18 protein-coding genes are annotated in these 21,944 nt (G+C 57.5%); 5 read left to right on the top strand and 13 right to left on the bottom strand.

Going from position 1 to position 21,944, the window contains the following annotated elements; translation table 11 throughout:
• Window positions 1-100: 100 nt before the first annotated feature.
• The 5 genes from XH85_RS14685 to XH85_RS14665 are packed head-to-tail and all read right to left on the bottom strand — an operon-like array spanning window position 101 to window position 5,497.
• The gene (locus XH85_RS14685) at window positions 101-1,099 is read right to left on the bottom strand and encodes an NAD-dependent epimerase/dehydratase family protein (protein WP_128932359.1); all 999 of its coding nucleotides are present in this window, start codon (window positions 1,097-1,099) and stop codon (window positions 101-103) included.
• Window positions 1,100-1,117: 18 nt separating this feature from the next.
• Entirely contained in the window at window positions 1,118-2,284 is a 1,167-nt protein-coding gene (locus XH85_RS14680) for a DegT/DnrJ/EryC1/StrS family aminotransferase (protein ID WP_128932358.1), read from the bottom strand.
• 34 nt (window positions 2,285-2,318) lie between these two features.
• On the bottom strand, window positions 2,319-3,581 hold the full coding sequence (wecC, locus tag XH85_RS14675; protein ID WP_128932357.1) for a UDP-N-acetyl-D-mannosamine dehydrogenase: 1,263 nt from the start codon (window positions 3,579-3,581) through the stop codon (window positions 2,319-2,321).
• The gene (wecB, locus tag XH85_RS14670) at window positions 3,574-4,698 is read right to left on the bottom strand and encodes a non-hydrolyzing UDP-N-acetylglucosamine 2-epimerase (RefSeq protein ID WP_128932356.1); all 1,125 of its coding nucleotides are present in this window, start codon (window positions 4,696-4,698) and stop codon (window positions 3,574-3,576) included. The genes wecC and wecB overlap by 8 nt, the downstream gene beginning before the upstream one ends.
• 4 nt (window positions 4,699-4,702) lie before the next feature.
• Window positions 4,703-5,497, bottom strand: a complete 795-nt coding sequence (locus XH85_RS14665; RefSeq protein ID WP_128932355.1) for a WecB/TagA/CpsF family glycosyltransferase — start codon at window positions 5,495-5,497, stop codon at window positions 4,703-4,705.
• Window positions 5,498-5,689: 192 nt separating this feature from the next.
• Between XH85_RS14665 and XH85_RS14660 the strand changes: the two genes are divergently transcribed.
• On the top strand, window positions 5,690-6,595 hold the full coding sequence (locus XH85_RS14660) for a glycosyltransferase family 2 protein (protein ID WP_128932354.1): 906 nt from the start codon (window positions 5,690-5,692) through the stop codon (window positions 6,593-6,595).
• A 23-nt stretch (window positions 6,596-6,618) separates the two neighbouring features.
• Here the strand turns inward: XH85_RS14660 and XH85_RS14655 are convergent, their stop codons facing one another.
• From XH85_RS14655 to rfbC, 5 genes are all read right to left on the bottom strand, one after another.
• The gene (locus tag XH85_RS14655; RefSeq protein WP_245473495.1) at window positions 6,619-7,755 is read right to left on the bottom strand and encodes a hypothetical protein; all 1,137 of its coding nucleotides are present in this window, start codon (window positions 7,753-7,755) and stop codon (window positions 6,619-6,621) included.
• Between the two features lie 87 nt (window positions 7,756-7,842).
• Complete coding sequence (rfbA, locus tag XH85_RS14650; protein ID WP_128932353.1) at window positions 7,843-8,718, bottom strand: glucose-1-phosphate thymidylyltransferase RfbA; 876 nt, start codon at window positions 8,716-8,718, stop codon at window positions 7,843-7,845.
• On the bottom strand, window positions 8,627-9,613 hold the full coding sequence (gene rfbD / locus XH85_RS14645; protein ID WP_128932352.1) for a dTDP-4-dehydrorhamnose reductase: 987 nt from the start codon (window positions 9,611-9,613) through the stop codon (window positions 8,627-8,629). The genes rfbA and rfbD overlap by 92 nt, the downstream gene beginning before the upstream one ends.
• Window positions 9,614-9,621: 8 nt before the next feature.
• Complete coding sequence (gene rfbB / locus XH85_RS14640; RefSeq protein ID WP_128932351.1) at window positions 9,622-10,680, bottom strand: dTDP-glucose 4,6-dehydratase; 1,059 nt, start codon at window positions 10,678-10,680, stop codon at window positions 9,622-9,624.
• Window positions 10,681-10,694: 14 nt separating this feature from the next.
• Complete coding sequence (gene rfbC, locus XH85_RS14635) at window positions 10,695-11,252, bottom strand: dTDP-4-dehydrorhamnose 3,5-epimerase (protein ID WP_128937272.1); 558 nt, start codon at window positions 11,250-11,252, stop codon at window positions 10,695-10,697.
• A 527-nt stretch (window positions 11,253-11,779) separates the two neighbouring features.
• Between rfbC and XH85_RS14630 the strand changes: the two genes are divergently transcribed.
• The 3 genes from XH85_RS14630 to XH85_RS14620 all read left to right on the top strand — a co-directional run bounded on the left by XH85_RS14630 (window position 11,780) and on the right by XH85_RS14620 (window position 17,835).
• On the top strand, window positions 11,780-14,104 hold the full coding sequence (locus tag XH85_RS14630) for an AAA family ATPase (RefSeq protein WP_128932350.1): 2,325 nt from the start codon (window positions 11,780-11,782) through the stop codon (window positions 14,102-14,104).
• A 95-nt stretch (window positions 14,105-14,199) separates the two neighbouring features.
• Window positions 14,200-16,197 carry a hypothetical protein gene (locus tag XH85_RS14625; RefSeq protein WP_128932349.1) on the top strand — a complete coding sequence of 666 codons (1,998 nt, stop codon included), beginning with the start codon at window positions 14,200-14,202 and terminating at the stop codon, window positions 16,195-16,197.
• A gap of 171 nt (window positions 16,198-16,368) precedes the next feature.
• A complete protein-coding gene (locus tag XH85_RS14620; protein WP_128932348.1) occupies window positions 16,369-17,835 on the top strand; it encodes an exopolysaccharide biosynthesis polyprenyl glycosylphosphotransferase in 1,467 nt (488 codons plus the stop codon).
• 75 nt (window positions 17,836-17,910) lie between these two features.
• Here XH85_RS14620 and XH85_RS14615 read toward each other — a convergent pair whose 3' ends face one another.
• Window positions 17,911-18,282: an H-NS histone family protein gene (locus tag XH85_RS14615; protein WP_091878358.1), complete on the bottom strand. Its 372-nt coding sequence runs from the start codon at window positions 18,280-18,282 to the stop codon at window positions 17,911-17,913.
• Window positions 18,283-19,010: 728 nt separating this feature from the next.
• Here XH85_RS14615 and XH85_RS14610 point away from each other — a divergent pair.
• The gene (locus tag XH85_RS14610) at window positions 19,011-19,400 is read left to right on the top strand and encodes an H-NS histone family protein (RefSeq protein ID WP_164939428.1); all 390 of its coding nucleotides are present in this window, start codon (window positions 19,011-19,013) and stop codon (window positions 19,398-19,400) included.
• 170 nt (window positions 19,401-19,570) lie between these two features.
• On the opposite strand, the gene XH85_RS14605 is transcribed toward XH85_RS14610, so the two are convergent.
• A complete protein-coding gene (locus XH85_RS14605) occupies window positions 19,571-20,599 on the bottom strand; it encodes a nucleotidyltransferase family protein (RefSeq protein WP_276486165.1) in 1,029 nt (342 codons plus the stop codon).
• Window positions 20,600-20,636: 37 nt separating this feature from the next.
• Complete coding sequence (locus XH85_RS14600) at window positions 20,637-21,752, bottom strand: serine/threonine protein kinase (protein WP_128932346.1); 1,116 nt, start codon at window positions 21,750-21,752, stop codon at window positions 20,637-20,639.
• Window positions 21,753-21,944: the final 192 nt, after the last annotated feature.

The following is a 21,944-nucleotide window of genomic DNA, read 5'->3' as shown; positions in this document are numbered from 1 at the left end:
TGCCCGGTTTCCGTGTTTCGGCCAGCGTCCTCTCAAGCGCCGGCCCCTCCTATCGAGAAGACCGCCTCCTTCTCGGCATGTTGTGCCACAGCAAGGGGACTCATGAAGCCAGAGCCTGCCTTTGCCGCGCGGTTGCAAGTCCTCGTTCGGAGCGCCACCACTTCACAAACTCCGTCAGTCCGAGTTCGAGCGGCACTGTGATTTGGAAGCCCAGCAGACGTTCTGTTTTGCCTGTCGACGCCACCCGGCGCGGTACAGGATTGATCGAGTGCTCGGGCGCGATTTGCGGGAGCGCGCCGTGATGGCCCATAACGGAAGCCAAGGCCGAAGCGAGCTGCACCAAACTTGTTTCGATACCGCTCCCCACGTTGAACACCTCGTCGCTGACCTTTGCCCTCGCAGCAAGGATGGTTGCGCGTGCTGCGTCGCGGACATGCACTAAGTCCAAGGTCCGGTCGTGCCCAACTACTACTGGCGGCGTTCCAGCCTCCAACTCATCCATCCACCGAATCAACATCTCGGCGTATCGACCGTGCACGTCCATTCGGCTGCCATACACGTCAAAATATCTCAAGGCGATATAGTCGAGACCATGCATATCGTTATAGGCGCGGAGCAGGCCTTCATTGCAGACCTTCGCCGTTCCATAGACCGTACGGTTTCCGTACGGGTTCTGATGCTCCGTCGTCGGCAGTTCCTCCGCCGCCGCCCCGTACACCGAAGCGGAAGACGCGGCGATCAACTTCTCGACGTCATACTTGACGCAAAGTTCAAGCAGATCGAAAGTCCCGTTCACCATGACCTCCATGGCGAGGCGCGGTTCGGCCATGCAATGGGTGCTGCATGGTGCAGCGTGGTGAAAGATGATATTGGCTCCCTTTACAAGAGCCTCCACCAACTTAGTGTCGCGTAAATCGCCGCGGACCAATCGCACGGGTCCTCGATTAAGCGACTTCCTAAGATTCTCCGGTCGGCCGGTCGTCATATTGTCGAGCGCGACGATCTCGACGCAACCTTCGTCGCACAACAAATCTACGATATGCGAACCGATGAATCCGGCACCTCCGGTAACGAGAACGCGTTTGCCCTTGAGATCCATCCTGACCGCTCTCCTGTTCTAGGCTAATCGGCCATATCGAGGCATTTTGTCCTGAAATGCCCAGTTGCTTCGGAATATTCGCGTCTCTCGTGTCGCGACCTTTCTCACTTTGGCGGCAACAATGCCCGGTTGCTCCGGCAACAGCTCGGGATAAATGGGAAGCGATAGAAACTCATGCGCAAGCCTCTCACTTACAGGCAGATCGCCGACGCGATATCCAAGTTCTAAGTAGCTCCGTTGTAGATGGACCGGAACTGGGTAATGAATGCCAACGCCGATTCCCGCGCGACCCAGCATGGCAAGAGCCTGATCGCGATGCGGAAGCCTAAGGGCGTAGATATGATAGACATGCCGGCTGTGGCTGGGTGGCCGCGGAGGCGCAACTGCCAGATCGGACAGCTCCTGATCATACTTCGCGGCGATCGATCGACGAGCCTCGGTCCAGGCTTCGATGTGGTCCATCTTCACGTTCAGTATTGCCGCCTGAACTTCGTCCATTCGGCCATCGTATCTTGCGACAATATGATTTCGCTCGTCCTCCGGCGTTCGATTGAGGAGCAGGGACACGCGTCGCGCAAGTTCCGGCTGATCGGTGACAACTGCTCCGGCCTCGCCATCGGCTCCGAGATTCTTATCGGGATAGAAGCTGAAGCAGCCGAAGTCTCCGATCGAGCCGGCACGCCTGCTCTTGTACACAGCGCCATGCGCCTGGGCAGCGTCCTCGATTACAAAGAGACCATGGCGGCGGGCAATCGACATGATTGGATCCATGTCCGCCATGAGCCCATGCAGATGGGCCGGCACGATCGCCCTCGTTTTGTTCGTAATCGCAGCCTCGATCAGAGCAGGGTTCATCGTCCAGGTGACTGGATCAACGTCCACAAAGACAGGTGTTGCACCGCAGCTGATAATGGCGGCCGTCGCCGCGACGAAATTCATCGAGACCGTGATCACCTCATTGCCCGGCCCCACTCCAGCAGCCAGCAATGCGAGACGGAGCGCCGATGCGCCACTGTTAACGGCGCTGCAACAAGCGACGCTGCAGTAATCCGCGAAGCGTTTCTCGAAAGAACCCGCTTCACGTCTCCACGTATGCCGTTCGTCTCGAATTGCACGCGCGATCGCAACGTCGATTTGCGATCCGACCGTCCGAGCCTGTGCTTTCAAATCCAAGAAGGGTATCAAATCGTTAGTCTCGCCTCTGGAGGGTTCGGCGGCCTCACGTTCGCGCAGGCATATCTTGCCATATGCCCCGAGTATCGATGACGTCGAGATGACGACGTTCGGCTAGTGGAACCATCTTGAATTCGTCGTGGTCGACAAGGAGAAGGGCGATCTCACACGTGCGCAATGCTTGGTCGATGCTCAAGAATTCGGGCCGGTAGTCGGCAAGTTCGGGCGGCAACCGCCGCAGATTCGGTTCGACAAACTTGATGCGCTCCCCGTACTTCTTCGCGAGGTGTACTGCGATTTCCATCGCCGGACTTTCGCGCAGATCATCGACATTTGCCTTGAACGTCAGCCCGCAGCAAGCCACGTTTGCGTATGGATGATCGTCGATCAGAGCCTCGGCTCGCTTAATAATGCTTTCCGTCTTGGCAATGTTGACCTCGCGGCTCGCCCGCATGAGGCGCGCGAGGTCCGGCGCCGAGTCGATGATGAACCACGGATCGACGGCAATGCAATGACCACCCACACCTGGTCCCGGTCGCAACACAGTCACGCGAGGATGACGGTTGGCAATATCGATAACCTCCCAAACATTGATGTCGAACCTGTCGCAGATCAATGAGAGCTCATTGGCAAATGCAATGTTCGTGTCGCGGAACGCGTTCTCCGTGAGTTTGACCAACTCGGCTGCGCGGGCGGTGGTTGCAACGCAGGCGCCCCGAACGAACATCTTATAGAAGCGCTGAGCCCGCCGAGTGCAGGCAGGGGTCACTCCCCCGATGCATCGGTCATTGTTGATGAGTTCACTCAAGATCCTCCCTGGCAATACGCGCTCCGGACAATAAGCGACGTAGATCGCACCATCCTCATGACCGTTGACACCAAGTCTCAGGTCTGGCCTGCGTTCGCTGATCCGCTTGGCGATTCCTTCAGTCGTTCCGATCGGCGAGGTCGATTCGAGAATGACGAGATTTCCCGGTCGAAGCAGATCCAGTATGGACTCCACCGCGGTATTCACATTGGACAAATCCGGCCGATTGTTTCCGTCAATAGGTGTGGGTACCGCGATTATGAAGACGTCGGCGGCTTGCGGTTCGCTTGATGTCGTCAACGCTCCGCTCGACACCACCTTGGAAACGAGACCATCAAGATCTGGCTCCGAAATGTGAATGGATCCGGAACCAACCGTCCTGACCACATATTCCTTTGTGTCCACCCCAACCACCTGCAGGCCGCGGCTGGCTATCAGCGCGGCTGTCGGCAAGCCGATGTAGCCAAGTCCGATGACAGCAACTTTATGAAATTCAGGCATCAAGAAGCACCTTCACGATCCGCTCGCTGGCCCGCCCGTCACCGAAGGGATTATGGGAGCGAGCCATAGCCGAATAAGTCCCATCGTCGTCAAGAAGACGGAATGTTTCGTGGACGATCCTATCGTAGTTCGCGCCGACCAATCGTGCGGTGCCAGCCTCAACGCCCTCCGGACGTTCCGTCGTGTCGCGCATAACAAGGACAGGCTTTCCGAACGTCGGCGCCTCTTCTTGCACGCCTCCTGAGTCAGTGAGCACCAAATACGACAGCGACAGAAGGCTGACAAAATCGGTGTACTCTTGGGGAGAAATGAGTACCACACGCGGGTGATCGGCGAGCCGGCTCGCGAACACGTCGCGAACGTTCGGGTTCGGGTGAACCGGAAGCACGACGGCAACGTCCTCCCTGCTCAGGATTGTCTCCAGTGCATTGACGACGTTGAAAACCCCCCCGCCGAAGTTCTCGCGACGATGGCAAGTGACTAGGATAATGCGGCGATTGCCGTGGTGCTTCTTGATTCCATCCCAGCGAGACGACAGCTGCGGATCGGCCTCCACCATGGCTTTCGCGAGGATCAGCGCGTCAACGACCGTATTTCCAGTAACATGAATGCGATCCTTGGAGACGTTCTCCGCCCGCAGCGCTCTCGCAGCACGCTCGGTCGGCGCGAAATGCTGATCGGCGATCGAGCCGACAATCTTGCGGTTCACCTCCTCGGGCCAAGGTGCGAAGATATCTCCACTACGCAGTCCGGCCTCGACATGCGAGACCGGAACGCGGTGATAGTAAGACGCCAACGCACCTGCCATAGCAGTCGCAGTGTCGCCCTGGACGATCACTCTGGTGGGCCTCACCCTCTCCAGCACTTCTCCGATCTGCGCCAATAGCCGGCCGGTTAGACTATCGAGCGTCTGATTCACGGTCATGACGTCGAGATCGAAATCGGGGACCACCTTGGCCACCTTGAGAACCTGGTCGAGCAATTCCCTGTGCTGCGCTGTCGCGCAGACCGTGAGGGCGATGTCCTTGTTCTTTTCGGCCTTGAGCCGGTTGATGACCGGAAACAGCTTGATCGCTTCCGGCCTGGTTCCTAACAGGATGAGAAAATGCTTTCGCAACGCCTCACCCTCCGATCCGACCGGCCCCGGGGGGCAGCGCACTGTACATGCCAGGCGCCCGTCTAAGTGCCTGCCACATGAACGCTTGCGTCAAGATTCCTGCAAATAGCGTGTTCGTCCTGGCATACCGCCACCACATCCGCCTGGGCTCCTGATAGATGCGGTACAACCATTCGAGGCCGAGTTGCTGCATGCGAGTGGGGGCTCGCAAAACTGAGCCCGCGAGAACGTCGAACCCGCCGCCCACGCCCATGATGAACGGTACGCCGAGTTCGTCGCGGTGGGCCGCAAGAAAACGTTCCTTCCGCGGCGTGGGCATGCCGATGAACAGGCAGTCAGCGCCACTGGACCGAATATCGCGGACGACCTCGTTCTCCTGCTCGCTGGAAAAATAACCGTGCCTCAACCCAGCAAAGACAAGCGAAGGGTGTTCGTCCCGAACACGCTGCGCCGCCTGTTGCACGACGGCGGGTGAGGCTCCCAGAAAATACGGTCGGAAGCCCTCTTCCGCGCACACTTTCAGCAACTCGCTGAGTAGATCTACGCCGGTGACTCGCGACGTTGCCGGGAGACCAAGCACACGCGATCCCCAAAGGATTCCCATGCCGTCGATTCCGACAATGTCGCTGTTGGCGACATCAGCGGCAAGCACTGGATCGGACCGCATGTTGACGAACTTCGCTACGTTGAGCGCCACATGCTGTAGACGCTGACGGTTTCGCATGGCCTTACGAGCAAGGTCGACAGTCTCTGCCATGGTCAAGATATCGATGGGGCACCCCAGAAAGTAGGCACGCATGGGTTCCTCCCCCGGCCATAATTCGCTTTGAGCGAAAAGACCGCTTTCCAAATTGAACTTAAATAATACCGAGATAATAATGATGGGGATTTTATTTGCAAGTTATATTGATATTATATTTTGACCTTAAATACGAGACCGACAGTACCCGTAAGTGGCCGAGTCGTGGCCACGGACGGCGGAGGCAATTAAATGGACATTAAATGCTGGGCAATCTCAGTGATTGTTCCCCATTTGAATCAGCCAAGCGCGCTGAAAACATGCCTGGCCAGTCTCGAGGCGCAGAGCATTCCCCGGGATTCGTTCGAGATCATTGTCGTTGACAACGGCTCCGCAATCTTGCCGACCGACGTCCTCGCTCAATATCCGCTCGTACGACTGTTGTGCGAGGCGCGGCCCGGGCCTGGACCGGCGCGCAACACCGGAGTTGCCGCTGCGAGCGGCGAGGTGCTTGCCTTCATTGATGCCGATTGCAGGGCACATCCGGATTGGCTGAGCAGCGTGTGGCGCTCACTGCATTCGTTGCCGCCTCGAACGGTGCTCGGAGGGGACGTCCGCATCTGGCAGGGCACGAAGCCGCGCCTGGATGCCATCGCGGCCTACGAGAGCGTCTTCGCCTATCGCTTCAAGCTCTATATCGAGCGCGATGGCTATTGCGGCACTGGCAACATGGCGATGCTTCGCCGGGATTTCCATTGCGTCGGTCCGTTCGCAGGGATCGACGTGGCGGAGGATATGGAGTGGGGACAACGCGCGCAGCGTGCCGGGCTTCAATTTCGATATACCCCGGAAATGATCGTCTTCCACCCGGCCAGGAGCTCTCTCCGGGAGCTCTATGTCAAGTGGGACCGACAGCTTCTGCACTACCGGAACATGGCCGACGGTAAGCCGGCATGGAGATTGCGCTGGATCGCACAGGCCCTGCTTGTGCTGGCTTCGCCCGCTCCGGGCATCATCACGATCTTAAGGAGTGACCGGCTCTACGGTATCGGAGCCCGCACCAAAGCTATCGCAGTCATGTGTGCCGTAAGAATGCACCGGGTCATAACAATGCTGTCGCTGTTGCGCAATCGGCGAACCGTCGCCTGGAACCGTTAGCACAAGCATTCGCGCCCACGGCGTCAGGCCGGTATCGGCACCTTGCCAAAGGCCGAGTTGTGGGTCAGTTCCAGTAAGTCACCTCGCTGACCGAACGACCACAATATCCAACCCAGTTCGTAGCTACGGCATTCCAGCCGAAGTCCGAGACCGGCATTTTCAATTAGCCCGGACTCGTGTCCGGAGTAGGCATTTTTGATTGCGCGCAGCATCCTGGGCGCTCTCGTTGTCAGCTCCCGCTTTCGAAGCTGAGATCGGATAGTCAGCCCGAGATCGGGCACCAGCATCGAGCGGCGAAGCTGGTTCTTGCCCAATACCCAATTAAATCCCTTGACTAAGGCATCCCGTGCTCCCCGAACCCGATAGCGCTCTGCCCATTCGAGCAATGCCGGAGCCATGCCATACTGGTGCACCGAGTAGACTTCGTAAAAATCAAGCACGCGCCCACCGGCCGCATCGAAGAACCAGGGCCACTCGCCGTCGGGGCCCTGAAGGGCAATCAACCTGCGCACGCAGGCGTCTGCCATGGCGAGTGCGGATGACTCCCCTGCGAATTCACCGTAGTGATAGCACGCAATTGAGAGATAGATCTGCGTCGCGAACGAAGCGAAGCGCCGCCGAAGTCCCGATGCTGCGTCGAAGAACAGCCCTGATCCGGTGTAAAATCGCTCCTGGAGAAAGCGATACAGCGGAGCGGCGAAAGGCGCCCACTCCTTGCCACCGGCCCTGGCCTGAGCCACCACACCCGTCAATAACATACCCAAATCCTGGGCCCGAAACGTCTTCCACCCCGCCTGATCACTCAGGAGCGCCTTCACTTCACGCCTAACTTGCTCGGGCAGCTCGAGGCTGAGTTCTGCGGAAGCCCAAAGCGCCATGCCGAGTGCATACTTTGGCACCGAAAGGACCGTGAGCTGGGCCGCATTCCGATAGAATGTTTCCGATAGATTGATGCTGCGAGGAACCTCCTTTATCCTCGACATTCCGAGCAGAACGTTAAGCGTGTAGAACACATCGCTGCACCGTAAAGACTCGTTGGGCGAAGCGCGCCCGTCCAGATGGTAAATGTGTGACCAGCAGCCGTGTTCAGGTAGCCAACACCGCTCCAATCCTCTGAGCGCATAGCGCACCAGCGGGGAATTTTGCGAAAAATCGGGCATCAAAGTCTCACTCTTGATCGAGCTGATATTCATCGAAGAACCATGAGTTAACTCGTTCCAATGTCTGCGGATGATTCAGCCCGGGACTCAAGTCAGGAGAGACCCGATCTCGCGTAAATACTGACCGTAACCACTCTTCTCCAACGGCCGCGCCAACTCTTCGATCTGGTCACGCTCGATGAAGCCCTGCCTCAGCGCAATTTCCTCAAGACAAGCAACCTTCATTCCCTGGCGCTTTTCGAGGGTCTGCACGAACATAGCCGCATCGATTAGCGACTCCACTGTTCCGGTATCTAGCCAAGCAAACCCCCGTCCCATCCGCTCGACATGGAGCGCCTTGGCCGAAAGATACCGCATCTGCAGATCGGTGATCTCGAGTTCTCCGCGCGACGACGGCTCGATGCGCCGTGCGTAGCGCACGACGTTGTTGTCGAAGAAATAGAGACCCGTGATCGCCCAGTTCGAGCTCGGCTGCTTCGGCTTCTCCTCGATTCGCAGCGGGCGATCGCCCTCATCGAACGTAACGACGCCATACCTCTGCGGATCTCGTACATGATAGGCGAAAACGGTTGCACCTTCCTCACGTCCAGCGGCCCTTGCGAGCATTTCGCTCAGGCCGTCGCCAAAGAAGATGTTATCTCCAAGCACCATCGCAACGCGATCGCTCCCGATGAAGTCTGCGCCAACAATGAACGCATCCGCCAGACCGGCGGGTCGGGGCTGCTCGGTATAACTGAGCCTCACTCCCCATTGACTGCCGTCCCCCAGTAAGCGCTCAAACTGACACCGATCTGATGGCGTGGTTATGATAAGAATCTCGCGCACGCCTGCCAGCATCAGCGTCGACAAGGGATAGTAGATCATCGGCTTGTCATAGATGGGCAGTAGCTGCTTGCTGACCGCTCTCGTGATTGGATACAGTCGAGTTCCGCTGCCCCCAGCCAGCACAATTCCTTTCAGCATCGATGCTACCTTCCACGAGTTGTTCGAGACAAGTTTCGAGAGAACAACGCCATAACGGCAATCGAATGCCTAAGACGCGTTCGGCCTTGGATGAATCGAGGCGCGAATTCCGCGGCCGTCGCGCGGCCGTCTGGTACTGTTCGCTCGTGATCGCCTCAAGTTGCGGCACTCGGATTCCGCGACGAGCGAGCAAGTCGAAAATCGCTTGGGCAAACCCATGCCAAGTCGTCTCACCTTGTCCGGCAAGATGAAAGATGCCGACCATGGCTCTACGATCGTGAGTTAGCGGGCGCGCCGAGAGCTGAAGGATCGCCGACGCAAGGTCGAGCGCGGAAGTTGGATTTCCGCATTGATCCTGAACGACTCTGACGACCGGATGCGATTCACAGAGCCGCAGCATCGTCCGAACGAAGTTGTTGCCATGGGGACTATATAGCCATGAAGTGCGAATTACCGTTGCGAGCGGGTGAGCCGCTAGAACGGCAGCTTCGCCAGCGAGCTTCGATGCGCCGTACACATTCATTGGCGCAGGAACATCGCTTTCCTCGTAAGCATCCAGCTTTGTGCCGTCAAAGACATAGTCGGTTGAGACGTGGATGAACGGTATATTCATTCGCCATGCGACGTCGGCCAACGCGGCCGCTGCGTCGCGATTAATGCTGAATGCCCTTGCTACTTCCGATTCTGCTAGGTCCACCGCCGTGTAAGCGGCAGCGTTGATGATCAAGGACGGCGCGAATGGATCGACCGCTCGGCGGAGTTCCCCATGAGCCTCCAGATTGAATTCGTTGCGTCCAAGGCAGACCACGGGAATACTGTGCAGCACCGCGAGGTCATGAAGAGACCTTGCCAACTGACCGTTGCGACCAGCAATCAAAATGGGCCTTTCCGTCATTTTTAGCCTCAATGTTGTGTAGCGAGGAGCCCTAGACGCGAGCCGTCATAAACCCCGCTGCGGGCACGCTCCCACCACGCGCGACTCTCGAGATACCATACGACTGTTTCGGTCAGCCCCTGCTCGAACGTCCTAGTGGGCCGCCAGCCAAGCTCACGGCGGGCTTTCGATGCGTCAATCGCGTAGCGGACATCGTGTCCCGGACGATCCGGCACAAAGGTAATCATCGATCGTCTCGTTGCCGGGCCGGGATACAATCTGTCGACGACGTCGCAGATCTGGGTAACGACGTCGAGGTTGGAGCGTTCGCTATCGCCGCCGAAATTGTATTTCTCGCCGGGCTTGCCTTCCGACAGAAGCGTGATCAACCCTGCCGCATGATCTTCAACATGCAGCCAGTCGCGTACGTTTCGGCCGTCGCCGTACACCGGCAGCGGCTTGCGCTCGATCGCATTGAGAATCATCAAGGGAATGAGCTTCTCTGGAAATTGAAAGGGACCGTAGTTGTTCGAGCAATTCGAGACGATGACCGGCAGGCCATAGGTCTTGAACCATGCAAGCGCGAGATGATCCGAGGCTGCCTTGCTCGCTGAATAGGGCGAGCTCGGCTGGTAAGGCGTTTCCTCCCGGAAGTAGTCGGCAAGCCCGAGTGAGCCGTAGACCTCGTCTGTCGAGACATGAACGAAGCGAAACCGCTTTCGTCGTGGCACCGAGAGGCCTTCATAGTACTTTCTGGCGACTTCCAATAACGTGTAGGTGCCCACGATATTCGTGGCAATGAAAGCGGCCGAGCCGGTGATCGAGCGGTCGACGTGACTCTCGGCTGCGAGGTGAATGACCGCGTCAGGCTGGTAGCTGCTGAACACGAAATCCATGGCCTCGTGGTCGCAGATATCCTGCTGCTCGAACAAGTATGACGTCAGCCCCTCGATAGACGCCAACGAGGCTGAGTTGGCCGCATAGGTCAACTTGTCGACATTGATCACTGCGGCGCCCTTCTGCAGCACCAAGCTGCGGCACACTGCAGAGCCGATAAATCCCGCTCCCCCGGTCACCAGAACGCGCATTTGACCGCTCTCCGTCACTCGAAAATGGCCGTAAGCTGGTCCAGCCTGGGCAGGGACCTATCTTTTGGCGACACTTTGGCCTCGACTGTCGTCACCGGCCACTCGATCGCCAGTACCGGATCGGCCCAATAGAGCCCTCCGTCATGACTTGGAGCGTAGACTTGGTCGACCTTGTAGAACACGACGGTATCAGGCTGCAGCGTGCAGAAACCGTGCGCAAAGCCTTTCGGGACAAGCAGTTGCTCACCCGTCTTGCTATCAAGCTTGACGGCTATATGCTTTCCGAAGGTCGCCGAGGAACGCCGAAGATCAACCACGACATCCAGAATAGCGCCGCTTAGCACTCGTATTAGCTTGGCCTGGGCGAACGGCGGTCGCTGGAAGTGCAAGCCCCGGACCGTCCCAACCTTATCTGAGCTGGATTGATTGTCCTGAACGAAATCGACGAGAATCCCTTTCTCTGCGAACGCAGATCGCCGAAACGTCTCACAGAAGTAACCCCGGTCGTCGGATACTCGATCCGTTTGAATGATCTTAATATCTGGGATCTCTAAACACCGTACTTCCAGCATGAAAACGTCCTCCGGTACGTGGTGCTCAGTCCCGCCAGAAGGCGCAACGAGGTCTTCAAAGCACCGTTCGAAGTTGCTCTCGTCGAAACTGCTCTCGCCGTTGTCATTCGGACCGTCATGATGGGCGCTCGCACATGCCGCGCGGCTGCAGCGCGGGAGGAATTCGAGGCCTCGAGCCGACTCGCACCGCCTCGCCATGCCTGCGAACACGCGGTCCATTCAAGGCGTTCGACTGTCGTTGAATGATCGGGGAGACCGACACGCTCCTTACCTTCCCGATCAGTCCCGTCGGGCTACCCTTTAACCACAAAAATTCAAATCTCATTTAATTCCGTTCGCTGATTTTGTCGGGCGCGCAGCGGCGACACCGCGCAAATTGACCAAAAGGCCCTTCCGCCATTAATATCCGAATAACATTTAATTTGGCAATCATATTTTTCTGGGTTATATTCATTTAATAAATCATATACCGAACGCTCGCATGCGGGCGACCAAACCGACGTGCTCCCGACCCAGACAGGTACCCCATGCTTCAGAGCAATCTCCTACAGACCGACAGAACACGCTTGCCTCTGGGCGGCCAGGCCCAGTCGAACCAGATCAACAGCGGGGGAATCGGCGATCTCGTCAAGTTCGCGGTCACCTTTGCAAGGCGTCGATATCTTATGATCATCGTCACCGCGGCTCTCGTATTCGCAGCCGCGATGCTCTACCTGCGGTTCGCTCCCCCCACCTACACGGCTCAAGTACAAATCCTGCTATCGAATCCGAGAGCTCAGTTCGTTCAGCAACAGTCACTCCTTCCAGAGCCCGTCGTCGATGCGGCCCAGATCGAAACGCAGCTGCAGATGATAAGGTCGCGAGGAATTGCAGCGGCAGTCATAACGCAGCTGGATCTCGCTAACGATCCGGACCTTACCGGTTCACGGTGGTCCTTCAGCTCGCTACTGCATCGTATTCGAAACCGCGGTCAGCAGCCGGAGCACGATTCGAAGGCTGATACGCCCAGGGAAGGCGCGATCGCCGCGTTGCTGGATCGGCTCACCGCGTACAGGATCGGATATAGCAAGATCATCGAGATCAGCTACAGTTCGAGCAACGCGCAACGCGCGGCGGAGATCGCCAATGCCGTGGCTGACGCGTACATTAACGACCAGATGAATGCGAAATTCGAGGCCACGCGAACGGCAGCCAGTTGGTTGCAGGAACGTCTCCAAAAACTCAATGAGCAAGCACTGACGGCCGAACGCGCCGTGAACGCCTATAAGTCTCAGAACAATATCGTCTCGACCGGCGGAAAATCGATTGACGAACAGCCCGTCAACGATCTCAACGCTCGATTGGTAGCTGCCCGAACCCAGACCTCGGATGCACAGGTCAAGTTCAACCGCTACGACGCGGTCCTACGCGCCAATGCAGCTGGCTCCTCCACCATCAGCGCTCCTGACGCGGCGAGCGCCGATGTCCTCCAGAGCTCGATCATCAATACGCTTCGCCAGCAATATCTCGAGTTGTCACGTCGCGAAGCCGATTGGTCAGCCCGGTTCGGCCGCGACCATTTGGCGGTCGTCAACCTGCGGACTCGGATACGCGACATTCGCACATCCATCCTCGAAGAAGTTAAGAGGCTCGCTGAAACCAGCAAGAACGAATTGGAAGCTGCTCAGCAGCGGCAGCAGGAACTCGAGAAGCAACTTGCTCGGGCCGTCTCGCAATCCCGCCTGACGAACTCAGCAGAACTGACCATACGGGAGTTGGAGAGCCGAGCGAAAAGTCTGCGCGCCATGCATGAGGCGTTTCTGCAGCACTCCATGGGGGCTACTCAGCAGGAGACATTTCCGATTTCGGAAGCACGGTTGGTATTTGCCGCCGCACCGCCAGAGCGCAAAAGCAAGCCGAAGGCAAACTTGGTGCTCGGCTTCGGCCTAGCCGCCGGACTCGCACTCGGGATCGGCTTGGCTCTTCTGAGAGATGTTTTGGACAGAGTATTCCGTACGTCCTCACAGGTGGAGGCCGCACTGGAGCTACCGTGCTTGTCGCTGGTCCCCGTACTGTCGCCCCCGAAGGCGCAGAAGTCGACGGTCCGATCGCAGCAATCGGATGAGGATCTGCGATCACGCACGATGTCAAATGTACCGACGCTCCACCGAGCCGTCATCGGAATGCCCCTCTCCCGCTTCACGGAAGCCATCCGTTCGATCAAGCTTGCTATAGACCACACACCCGCAAAAGCGTCGAACCAGGTGATCGGAATCACGTCGGCTCTGCCAAATGAAGGCAAGACGACGATTGCAGCCTCTCTAGCTCACCTCATAGGACATAGCGGTAAGCGAGCTATCGTCGTCGATTGCGACCTTAGAAACCCTTCACTCTCTGCGGCTATGGCTCCGAAAGCTGCATTCGGTTTACTCGAGGTGGCGAACGGAAAGCGTTCGCTCGAAGAAGCGCTGTGGCACGACCCCAGAACCAATCTCGCATTCTTGCCAGCCGTCCGGCGTGGCCCCCTCCTTCATACGAGCGAGATTCTTTCCGCCGAAAACATAAGCAAGCTATTCGATCGTTTGCGGCAGACCTATGACTACGTCATAGTGGATTTCCCACCACTCTCGCCTCTGGTAGATGTGCGCGTCACTGCGCCGTTGGTCGACTGTTACGTTCTCGTCGTCGAATGGGGACGAACGAAAATCGATGTGGTTCAGCATGCCCTGCATACTGCGCCGACCATCTCCGATTCCTTGATCGGTGTCGTCCTTAACAAGACCGACATAAGGGCAATGGCACGATACGACGCTCACCGGAGTGATTACTACGATGACAGCCACTACATCAGATATGGCTTGTCGGACTCTTAGGATGCCCCTCTGACATACCGGACCAAACGATGGAGTCAGCGCCTTCTGCAATATGCTCTCCGTTTTGAGCGGGTCAGAGTCAGAGATGGTGTAAAATGGTCGTCCAGTCTACAATGCTCGCTGTGCCTGCGGCCATTGCTCCGGCTTTGGCCGTGGTCGAGAACCTACTGGGTCCAGGGGTGCTATCGGGCGTTCTTGCGGCCGCTATACTGGCCGTCGGCCTCTTCTCCACGTCGTCAACTCTCGCCTCCTTCGCGAACCTTCTGCGGCCCCTCTTCATTCTGGCTCTTGCCGCACCCGCGCTTTGGATCGCATTGCAAGTTGTTCCGATCCCGTTCCGCGGCCTCGGAAATCAGATCTGGGCGACCGCGTCGGCAGCCCTACACCAACCTCTCGCGGACAGGTTCTCAGTTGATGTACGCGAGACGATACTGGCGCTATCACATTACAACCTTGTTCTCGCCGTGGCCCTCGTCACCGCCGTCGTTTCCCTGGACAAGCAGCGGGCGGCGCAGGTCCTCTATGTCCTTGTATCGATCACCGCGGTCATCTGCATATTTTCTATATGGAGAAACAACAACCCGAGTGGCTCCTGGCTCGCCGAACAAGTTTGGACTGGTTCGACCGCGGCGGCACTTGGTGTCCTTCTCTCCACTGCAATGGCTATCCGTGCGGTCGACCAGTTGCGCCGACCTAGACGGTCCCCTCGCTCGCCGACAGGACCGCTAGCCATTCTTAGCTGCGCAATTCTGTCATTGATCGTCTCCGTTGTGGCGATCGCGCTTTGTAGCGGCTCGGCCGCGCTGATTGCCGTTCTGCTCGGAGTGACAAGCATCCTCACGGTGGTCGCAATTCGCAAATGGTTCTTTGGCCTGTGGGGCAGAGCTGGCGTTCTCGCGACCGCCACCATGTTGTTCGTCGCCAGCTTCACTTTCATTCCGATCAATCGGAATGCTGACCTGACGATTGCCTTATCGACGCAAACTCGGGCCGCAACCGAGCGGATGCTACAGGACGCTCACCCGATCGGGACCGGTGCAGGCACGTTTATTGCGCTTCTGCCGATTTATGGGGACGTTGGCATGGCCGCAATGCGCGAACAGCCGACCGCCGCCGCGGCGGTCGCGGTCGAAATGGGACGTACGTTCCTCTGCGGCCTGTTGATAGTCACTGTCATCAGCGCCTGCATCTTGTTCAGGCGCGCCTTATCTCGCAATCACGCTTACCTATACCCAGCCGTCGGCGCAGGCGGTTCCGTATCGTTGATAATACTGGCCTTTGCCGAAAATAGCCTTTTTGATTTATGGACATCACTGTTGGTGGCGGCGGTCTACGGCTTGGCTTTTGCTCAAAGCCTGTCCGGTACAATTCGTGATCTGGAGTCCGTTGAGCTGCGGCAGCTTACGCAGGAATCCAGCGACAGAACCACGGCAGCGCAGCGAACCTCGCCAGCCATCTTCGCTTCCCCATGGACTCTGACCCGCATTGCTCTGACAATGATCGGATTGCTGTTGGCCGCGCAAGCAGCTTGGATGGTCTCGCAAAGCTGGCCCTTTGGTGATCGCCCCTCAATTGCAACGGTTGCGGGTTCGAACGAAGCCTGGACCTCAGCGCTCCAATCCAGCCGCGAGAATGTAGCCACTGCGACTGCGCGCCTTAAGTCTGACAAGGCCACGGACCCGCAGAACACCGGCCGGTCCGCGGACTTGAATGCTCTTTCTGCGGTGCTGGAATACTCACCCCTTCGAGGCGACGTTTGGCTCAGGCTTGCGGCGCTTTCAAAGCGGCACCCGGCGGCCTATGACACGACAAGCTTACTTAAGATGTCCTACTATACTGCACCAAACGCGCTGGATCTTATTCCGTTACGGCTTTCCGTCGCTCTCAGCACTGATGCTGCGATCAAGGAGCCTGAGCTTCGGGATCTTATCCGGCGCGACCTTAAAGTTGCCGTGACCGGCCAGACCGCACTCGGGCCAGCCATCGCCGCCGCCTACCAGTCGGCATCGGCAGACGGCAGGGCACTTGCAGAGAGCTCGATTTCGGAGCTCGACCCAAGCTACGTCCAGAAACTGCGCCCGCGAGGCCCTTAGCCGTTTTCAACAGTGCGCCCGATCACACCCAGATTGGTCCTGATTGATATCGTGGCACGCTTTAGAGACTCCGATTAAATTTATCGAATCGCAACGAATACAGATTGATTTAATATGTTTAAATTTATAGTATATTAATTATTAACCACCTGGGTTCCCTGTTGGTTAGCCATGAATTTTATCAACCGGCATATCGGCGACCATGAGAGCGACCTAACTCTCGTCAGCTCACAATCGTCCATTACTGATGAAGGCAAATGGCCCGTCCGGTACGACTCGGTCGAACTTGTAACGATCTGCGCCGATATAGCGACCATTCTCTTCGCCGGCTTCCTGTCCGCGCTTCTTTCACCCGCCAGCCCGGCACCAGCTGGCCTAGCCCAGACATGCGCCTACGCGGCAGCAGCATCAGTATCTTTTGTCTACATTCTGAAAGGCAGGGGACTGTATCGGCCGACCGAACTCCTCGTACTCCGAAGCCAAGTTCGCGCCATTTGCCTCACGTGGATCTTGTTGCATGTCCTGGTCGCCGCTGTGGAGATGCTCGATGACAATCCACAGTTCTTCCGAGGTACCGGCCTCCTGTTTGCGGCACTCGGCCTGGCATCTTTGATTACGCAACGGTACGTTGCCAGGATACTGCTAATAAGATGCTTCAGTGGCAGGAGGTTCGCTCGGACGAATCTCGTACTGATCACCGATCAGCCGCCCTCGGCTCATGCTGGCCTGTCGGAGACCCTCGCGGTCCTCGGCTATCGCGTTAAGGGCCGCTTTGGTTTGCCCGCGATGGGCTCGGACCCTGGTTCCAGAAAACGGCTCAGCTCCCGCGTGATCGAACATATTCGTAATTCCGAAGTCGATAAAATCGTGCTGGAGGCCAATCCGGAACGTTGGGCCGAGCTTCGTGCCTTTATCGCCGACCTGAGGGTGCTACCATTTCCTATCGTGTTCGTCCCCGTTGGTGCTGCATCCGAACTGCTTCGACATCCGACGAGGAGCCTGGGAAGTGCCGCTTGCGTAGAGATCCAGCCCGGCCCACTCACCGCAATCGAGCGCGCAAGCAAGCGAATAGTTGATATTATCGGCGCGGGACTTGCTTTGACAGTCTTTGCACCATTGCTCGCGATGGCTGCGGTCGCGATCAGATTAGATTCTCCCGGCCCGATCCTCTTCAAGCAACAAAGATGCGGCTTCAATGGCCGAATATTTTCCATCCGAAAGTTTCGGACGATGCATGTGCTCGAGAATGGGCCTGTCGTCGTTCAGGCAACGCCTCTTGACCCTCGCATCACCAGGGTCGGCAGATGGCTACGGCGAACGAGCTTCGACGAGCTGCCGCAGCTGTTGAATGTCCTCGACGGCAGCATGTCACTGGTAGGCCCGCGCCCCCATGCCGTGGCCCACGACGGACAGTTCGACAAGCTCGTCCGGAAGTACGCCTTCCGGCGCCGAGTGAGACCCGGATTGACCGGATGGGCTCAAATCCATGGCTGCCGTGGACCAACGCCTACAGCGACCATGGTTGAGAGACGTGTGGAGTACGATCTCTGGTACATCGACAATTGGAGTCTTCGGCTTGATCTCGAGATCCTGCTTCGGACTCCTCTTGAGGTTTTGCGGGGTCGCAATGCCTGTTGAGTTGCATTGCTCTTGGCGGCCGCCCGGCAAATCCCTTTTCAGCCGCGCGAGAGCGGATGGTGCGATCGGATCAAATCACGCCCGTTGCCGGACCCTCGAATTTGTTTCGCCCAAACGGAACTCCTCGATTTTGCGGCCCGACTTTATAGCTGCAACCAGCCATCGTGGCCGCTTTCCCCGACCCGACCAGGTTTCGGACGTCTGAGGATTGCGGTATTTCGGGAGCACTCGCGGATATTTGCGTCTGGGCTTTCCGGTAGGCGAAATTTCGGGTCCCGTTGAGGAATTGGCAAAAGTGCCCATACCGCCCCCGAGCACCGCCAGCCGCTTCTCTAGTTCCTGCTTTTCAGCCTTAATCCGGGCTGATAAAATTCCGCTGATTTCCTCATGAAGCGACCAAAGATCGTCGAGGGACATTGCTTCTAGTTCAAGCTTCTTAGTCGTCATGCGAGCATCCTGTAGTTGCGCCCATTTGATACCGCCCCGGTTGATTAATCAAGTCCGAGTGTCAGCTTTCCTTAAAAAATGTATGGAACCGAACCGAAATTCGCGATCCACTTAACTAAGTAATCGGCGCTAATCAAGGCGGAAAAATAAGCTATCCGCAGAATTTAATCGCGGGGAAGCGACTTCGTGTCGTCATACGTGGAGCGCGCCCCAGGCAAGCGGCGTTTCCAAAAATGAAGGAATGAATTAGACGGGCCGCACGGCTAATCTGCCACGCCGCATTCGCAGCGAATGTGCGCGGCGGGCGAGGCGGCCTTTCCCCCTTCTGGGGAAACTTCTTATGATGCGCCCTTCCGTCAGCTGCAACTGGAGGCGAATAGCCTCGATGTCGCTGAGCGCGCGTCGTCGAAGCTCAATTTGCTCCTTCAGAGCCCGCACGTCCGTCAATGCAGCCGAGGGAACGATAAACCGGCTGATCGAGCTTTCGAGACGTCTGAGAGGGTAATCGACAATATCCATTTTGCTCTTGCGCCTACCGCCACTTTTTGCTCACTCGTCGAGCCAATTTAATAAAATAATTCTCGCAATAATTATTAAATAATATACTATTTATTTATTGTTGCGTCAATTGAAGCGCCGACTTTGGTCCATCGCTTCATTCGCCGCTCGAACAACGATACTCGAAAGGTGAGGATGATGGACCAGGGGTCAGGCAAACGGTGACGAGAATGCTGCATCGGCAAGATCTCGAAGCCATGGACTTTGAAGAACTTTGGCTCCTCCACGAGGAGCTAACAAAGATACTTGCCGAAAAGATCACGGCCGAGAAGCGGGAACTCGAGAAGCGCCTTGCGCAGCTCAACCAGCCGGAGCAGTTGGCCGCAGCTGAAAGCGGTGCCGCCGAGACGGGAGCGGGCCAGCCGCCGCGCCGCAAATACCCGAAGGTCGTGCCGAAATACTTCAATCCACTCCAGCCGACGGAGACTTGGTCGGGACGCGGTAAACAGCCTCGCTGGCTGGTTGCGGCGCTCCAATCAGGGCACACGCTCGAAGAGTTCAGGATCCGCGAGAACAGCGAATCGTCTGATCGGAATGCTGGTGGTCGAGGGCATTCCTAGCTCCGCGCAACTGCACAGATTTAGATTACCTGAAACGTTTCGGCCCCTGCGGATTCCGGAAGCCATATGCCAGACCTGGTTAGGTTCCGGACCGCAGCTGATTGAAAACCGTCCCGTGCATGAAATCTGCCGCCAATCCCTCGAAAGCGCTCGTCTGACCGTCGCTGGCTTTAGACCTTTCCCACACGAACCGCGGTGGCCGTCCTCAACAAAAACTGTAAGGTGGCCGCTCTTGGCATGGACCACAATCCAGGCCGGTGCACGCTGGTTTGCGTATAGCGGGTGACCGCCTCCCTCCGGTAATTTCCGAGATCCAGGAACGTCATTGCGAGGAAGGGCACACGTGTGGCCGGGAAGCGTGCTTGCATCAATTGTCGCATGAACTGCAGACGAGGAATCAGTCGGGAGCGCATCGAGTACGGGACTTCGACCCCGAGCAGCACAGCGAGAGCGAGCAACTGGGTTTCGACCGCGTTCTTCATCAATTCGCCTGAAACATGCGAAGCAAGCTCCTTCCAGTCCAGGCCCTCGACGGAATTGTTCAGGTCGCGCAACTCAACAAGATGCCGCAGATCGAGGTCGCCAAGCCAATAACCGTAGTCTTGGAACTGATCATGAATGATCAACATGAGCGCTCGGTAGGTTGGGGTTGGAATATATACGCTTGCCCGACCCAGCAGCGCAGGAACACAATGATTTAGCGCATGTCCGGAGCTATGGTAGAGATACGCCGGGCCGGGAGCGGCCCCCTGCAGATCGATAGTTCCGACATCGCGCGACCGGTTCAGGTCGACGTGCCATCTCTCGCCTTCGGGAGGAGCCTGGTGACATATTCCATAGCCAATCGCGCCTAGCGCGGCGACTGCACGTTCAGTTTCGTCCGGCATGACCATAATATCCAGATCGCACATCAGCCGAACGCCTCGTCGCTCCTTGGGCGTGGTAGCCAGTGTCGCTGCCCCCTTGAGCAACACCGGCGTAACTCCCTGGCCGTTCATCGCAACGACTGCTTCTTCCAATTGACCTGCCAACCGATCGTTGCGCAGCGAATTTCGCCGATGGATCTGGCGGATATACGTGCAGACATCTTCCGGCAACTCCGGTTCGAATTGGTCAACGAAGTCGATAAGCGCCGGCGTCGTCAACGTCTGATTTGCGAGCCCGATTACGGACGTCCAATCTACATCGACGGGAGGCATGCCCCGTAAGCAATTGCAAAGGGTCGTCAGTGCCGCACTATGCCTTACCATCGCACAAGTCCATCAGCCGCCCCCGAGCCTCCGCCGACTCGGAATAGGTAAGTTGGAACGATCGCGCGCCCGCAACAATGCGCTTCAACGCGAAAAAGCCGGCCTGCGACAGTCTCCCGTCCGCGGCAAATGCCCCCTCAATGAGCCGCTTCATCGAACCGAGCTGATCCAGCGGGGTCAGCTCGACGGGGCCGCTTGCAACCCGGTTCAGAAAGACGATCCAGCTGGCGGAAAGGCATCCGTTGTGCGCATGCGGAATTGGCAAATACCGCACCTGAGCGCCATCGGGCCGGCAATGCGTCGCGTCGTTCCAATCGCCATATAGTCGCGACAGCACCTCCCACGACCCCTCCTTGAGGGTGAGGGCAAATGGGATTCCACAAACCGTTCCGTCAGCCCCGACCAGCGCAACATCATCACCGGCATACTGAAATCCAGCGTTCACCAGCCGCAGTGTAAGAGTCGATTTTCCGGCTCCCGGTTGGCCGCACAGCAGCAAGCCCGTACCGCATTTAGCAAGAGATGCTGCGTGGAGCGCGAAAACCCAACGATCGCTTCGGATAAGTCGCGCGGTGATGTGAGCTTTGATTGTTGGTGCCAGGGCACCGGCCTCACACCTGTGGACCCTGGCATCGTTCCCACGGAAGAATACCTGATCGTCCAGCACCATTGCCTCGATCACGATATCCTCTTCGCCGCCGTTGTCGTCCAGAGCGCAAAACAGCGGGATCAACTGCTGCAGGAGGTCCCAGTTTGCGGCCCGGACACTGATCCTGCGCCGCCCCAGATCCGCTGAGAAGGTACAATTGGCCGGCATTCGCCAGTCGATGTCGAGCAACCCTCGATCGATCCAGATGTTCATGGCCTGCCGCGTGAACTCGCGCGCGGCGTGCTCATCAATGCCTAGCCGGCCGAGTTCCCGATGGACGTCTTCCAAAGAAGCGCCCTGTGCCAACTTGCACCAAATGAATGCCCCCACCTGGTCCAGCTCATAGAGCTTTTGACTTGTCTCGCTGAAAAGCACTGATCGACCGTCCAGCAGCGCGAAGACTGCACCCACGGCCGGTCTCAACGCCATCTCTACCGATGATTTTTCCAGCACGGCTCCGACCAATATGAACGATATCTGTCTCGCCGTGGTCTCGACGCGGCGGCGACAACTTCCTGAGATGCATTGTTCACGGCGATCAAACGAACTGCTGTTGCCCAGAAATTCAGCCTGACCACTACGCGATGCAAATCCTCATCCGGCGCGGGTGCACGTCCCCGGCTGCGCTTTGTTTCAAAATGACAA

The organism is Bradyrhizobium zhanjiangense, from assembly GCF_004114935.1.
Lineage (GTDB): Bacteria > Pseudomonadota > Alphaproteobacteria > Rhizobiales > Xanthobacteraceae > Bradyrhizobium > Bradyrhizobium zhanjiangense.
The sequence above is the reverse complement of the archived record's forward strand: the minus strand, read 5'-3'. Positions and strand labels throughout refer to the sequence as shown.